General features: G+C 65.8%; 4 protein-coding genes and 1 pseudogene. All 5 read right to left on the reverse strand.

The window, feature by feature from the left end:
• Positions 1-283: pseudogene (locus AC0L2J_RS30845) on the reverse strand (OmpA family protein); the annotation flags it as partial.
• 186 nt (positions 284-469) lie between these two features.
• Positions 470-712 carry a hypothetical protein gene (locus AC0L2J_RS30850; protein WP_007604217.1) on the reverse strand — a complete coding sequence of 81 codons (243 nt, stop codon included), beginning with the start codon at positions 710-712 and terminating at the stop codon, positions 470-472.
• Complete coding sequence (locus tag AC0L2J_RS30855; protein ID WP_007604219.1) at positions 712-1197, reverse strand: pyridoxamine 5'-phosphate oxidase family protein; 486 nt, start codon at positions 1195-1197, stop codon at positions 712-714. The genes AC0L2J_RS30850 and AC0L2J_RS30855 overlap by 1 nt, the downstream gene beginning before the upstream one ends.
• A 72-nt stretch (positions 1198-1269) precedes the next feature.
• A complete protein-coding gene (locus AC0L2J_RS30860; protein WP_007604221.1) occupies positions 1270-1656 on the reverse strand; it encodes a VOC family protein in 387 nt (128 codons plus the stop codon).
• 21 nt (positions 1657-1677) lie between these two features.
• On the reverse strand, positions 1678-2502 hold the full coding sequence (locus tag AC0L2J_RS30865) for an FkbM family methyltransferase (RefSeq protein WP_035973482.1): 825 nt from the start codon (positions 2500-2502) through the stop codon (positions 1678-1680).
• Positions 2503-2702 lie beyond the last annotated feature (200 nt).

Consider the following 2702-nt stretch of genomic DNA (forward strand, 5'->3'; position numbering starts at 1 on the left):
GCGCTGCTGGGCGCGGCGGTGCGGCAGCCGGAGGAGGCGGCGCGGGCGGATGGGGCGGTGCAGCTGCGGGCGGCGGTGCGGCCGGGCGCGCGGGCGCCGCAGGCGGCGCGGCCGCTGGCGGTCCCTTCGGCGCCTGCTTCGGTTTTCCGTCAGGGCCGGTCTCTTGTGGCTGCGCCTGCGCGACGACGAGCGGCTGCGCGCCTTGCGCATGCGATGCGGAGCTTGCGAACTGCATCGCGGTCAGAGCCGTGGTGGCAAGCAGCACGAAACGAAGATTAGTCATGATGGTGAACTTCCCCGGAAGGTTCTTTGACGAAGTGCTGGGATGAACAGCTACGCGTTAGGCCGGATTGTGGCGGACGAAGCGGACGCGGCCCGATTTATTTCTGCACGCAAATCACCTCACTATGGTGACGTTCATTGCGCATTCAGACGCAGGTTGCAATTGGCTCGGATGTGATGCGTCGCCTCATGCGCGATCCCGCGGCGGACTTGCGTCCGTCGCGGGATTCGGCGTGAGCGGCCCGTTCGGCCCGCGCGATGGAATCTCTTCAGGCATGCGGCCCGGCAATTCGTCGGGCGGTGCTGGCGAGCCGGGCTCGCGCACCGGCGGCGCGATTTCAGGCTGGGGATTACCCGGTGGAATCCCCGGCGGCGGCTCGGTCGGCGTGCCCGGTGTCGACGGCGGAATCTCGGGCGGCTCGATCGGCATTACATCTGGACCTTGCGGTTGTCGCCGAGATCGGGCCGCGTGTTCGTCACTGCCGCGGCCGCCATCTTCACATAGGAGATCACGGTGCCCGGCGAGTCCCAGAACTCGGCATCGTCAGGCGTGATCTTGAGCACGCGGATGTTGGGATCTTCCGCAGAATCCCACCACGCCTTGGCCGGCGTCGAGAACAGCTCCTTGATCTTCGCGCGGTCGTTGGAGACCGTTACGGTGCCCGTCAGCGACACGTATTTCTGGCTGCCCGCATCCGCGAACGACAGATTGATCGACGGATTGCGCGCGATCTCCTCGTCCTTGTGACGCCGCGCGTCGGTGAGGAAATAAATCGTGTTCGCGTTGCGGTCGAGATAGGCGCTCATCGGCCGCGCGCGGAGCTTGTCGCCATCGCGCGTCACCAGCATCGCGAATCCGATCGTCTTCATCAGATCCCATACGCGATCGACGTCGCGGGCATTGTCGTTGGCCATGTCGTGCTCCTTCTTGCAAGGGACGACAACGGCGCGCGCGGAACGAGGTTCCGGCCGAAGGATGGAACTTGTCTATTCCGGCGCGTGGCAAACCGCCTCGATGTTGTGACCGTCAGGATCGAGCACGAAGGCGCCATAATAGGTCGGATGATAATGGGCCCGGATGCCGGGCGGCCCGTTGTCGCGCCCGCCCGCCGCAATCGCCGCCTTGTAGAACGCGTCCACCGTGGCGCGGTCTTTCGCCAGGATCGCGACATGCACCGGCTTGTTCAGCGCGCCCTCGCCGCCGATCCAGAAATCCGGCTTGCCGTCGGCGCCGAAGCCGGCGGCCGGATCGTGTCCGGTCTGCTCCTGCGTGACCTCCATGATCAGGCCGTAGCCGAGCGGCGCCAATGCCTTGGCGTAGAACGCCTTGGCGCGCTCATAGTCGGAGACCGGGAAGCCCATATGGTCGATCATCGCAACCTCCGTCGTTCGTCGTCAGCGCGACAGGAACGTATTGCTCCGCGTCTTGCGCGCAACCACAAAGCCGCGCGCGACCATGTCGGCGATGCAATCTTCCCGCCATTCCTTCTGTGACAAATGCTCGATCACCACCGCGCGCGGCCATAGCGATTGCGGCGCGTCGCGGAAGAAGCCGATCAGCACGCGATCCTCGAAGCCCTCGACGTCGATCTTCAACGCGTCCACCTTCGTCACGCCGGCCTCGTCGAGAATGCGCGTCAACCGCAGCGAGGGAACCTTGATGGCCTCCGCGCTGGCCGTGCCGGTGACGACATGCGTGGCACCGAGATTGCCGCCGCCGCTCTCGATCATCAGCTCGCCGTCGCTGTCGCCGGCGGCCGCCTGCAACAGGCGCACCTGCGTCGCTTTCGACGCGGCCTGGTTGAATGAGAGCCGCCCAAAGGTCATCGGATGCGGCTCGATCGCGATCACTTTCCCTGATGGCCCGACCTGTCGCGCCATCACCAGTGCGAAGGTGCCGACATTGGCGCCGACGTCGACGAACACGCCGCCCTCCGGAGTGTGCCGGCGCAGGAAGTCGAGCTCGTCGAGATTGTAGTCCGGATTGAACAGCGCGCCGCGCTCGGTCGCGCTGCCCTGGTGATAGAAGCGAAACGATGCACCCTGGTATTGCACGTCGATCGGGCCGCCGCGCAGCAGGTTCACCAGCCGCGACATCCAGGGCCGGAACGCGCCGCGCTTCAGCCTCGATTGTGTCGCGAGGCGAATGATCGCGGCCTGCGCCGCGTTCGGCGCAAACGCGCCGAACGGCGCGGACGAAGGGGCATTGTCGGTCGCCAAGTCAAAGTCCTCATTGCAAGCGGCGCATGCATAGCCGGTTTTGCCGGGGACTCCAACGTTGTGGGGGAAGAATGTAGCCCGGATGGAGCGCAGCGCAATCCGGGGCGGACTCGCGGCGCGCGACAAATAAAACCAATATGCGAGGCGCGAGAACCGGCCCCACGAAGACGCCCGAGAAGTCTGGCCGCCTCAGGGTCGCA

It is taken from the genome of Bradyrhizobium sp. MV1.5 (assembly GCF_055807615.1).

Coding starts and splice junctions, on each gene's coding strand:
- AC0L2J_RS30850 (WP_007604217.1), bottom strand. CDS start 712: ATGCCGATCGAGCCGCCCGAGATTCCGCCGTCGACACCGGGCACGCCG.
- AC0L2J_RS30855 (WP_007604219.1), bottom strand. CDS start 1,197: ATGGCCAACGACAATGCCCGCGACGTCGATCGCGTATGGGATCTGATG.
- AC0L2J_RS30860 (WP_007604221.1), bottom strand. CDS start 1,656: ATGATCGACCATATGGGCTTCCCGGTCTCCGACTATGAGCGCGCCAAG.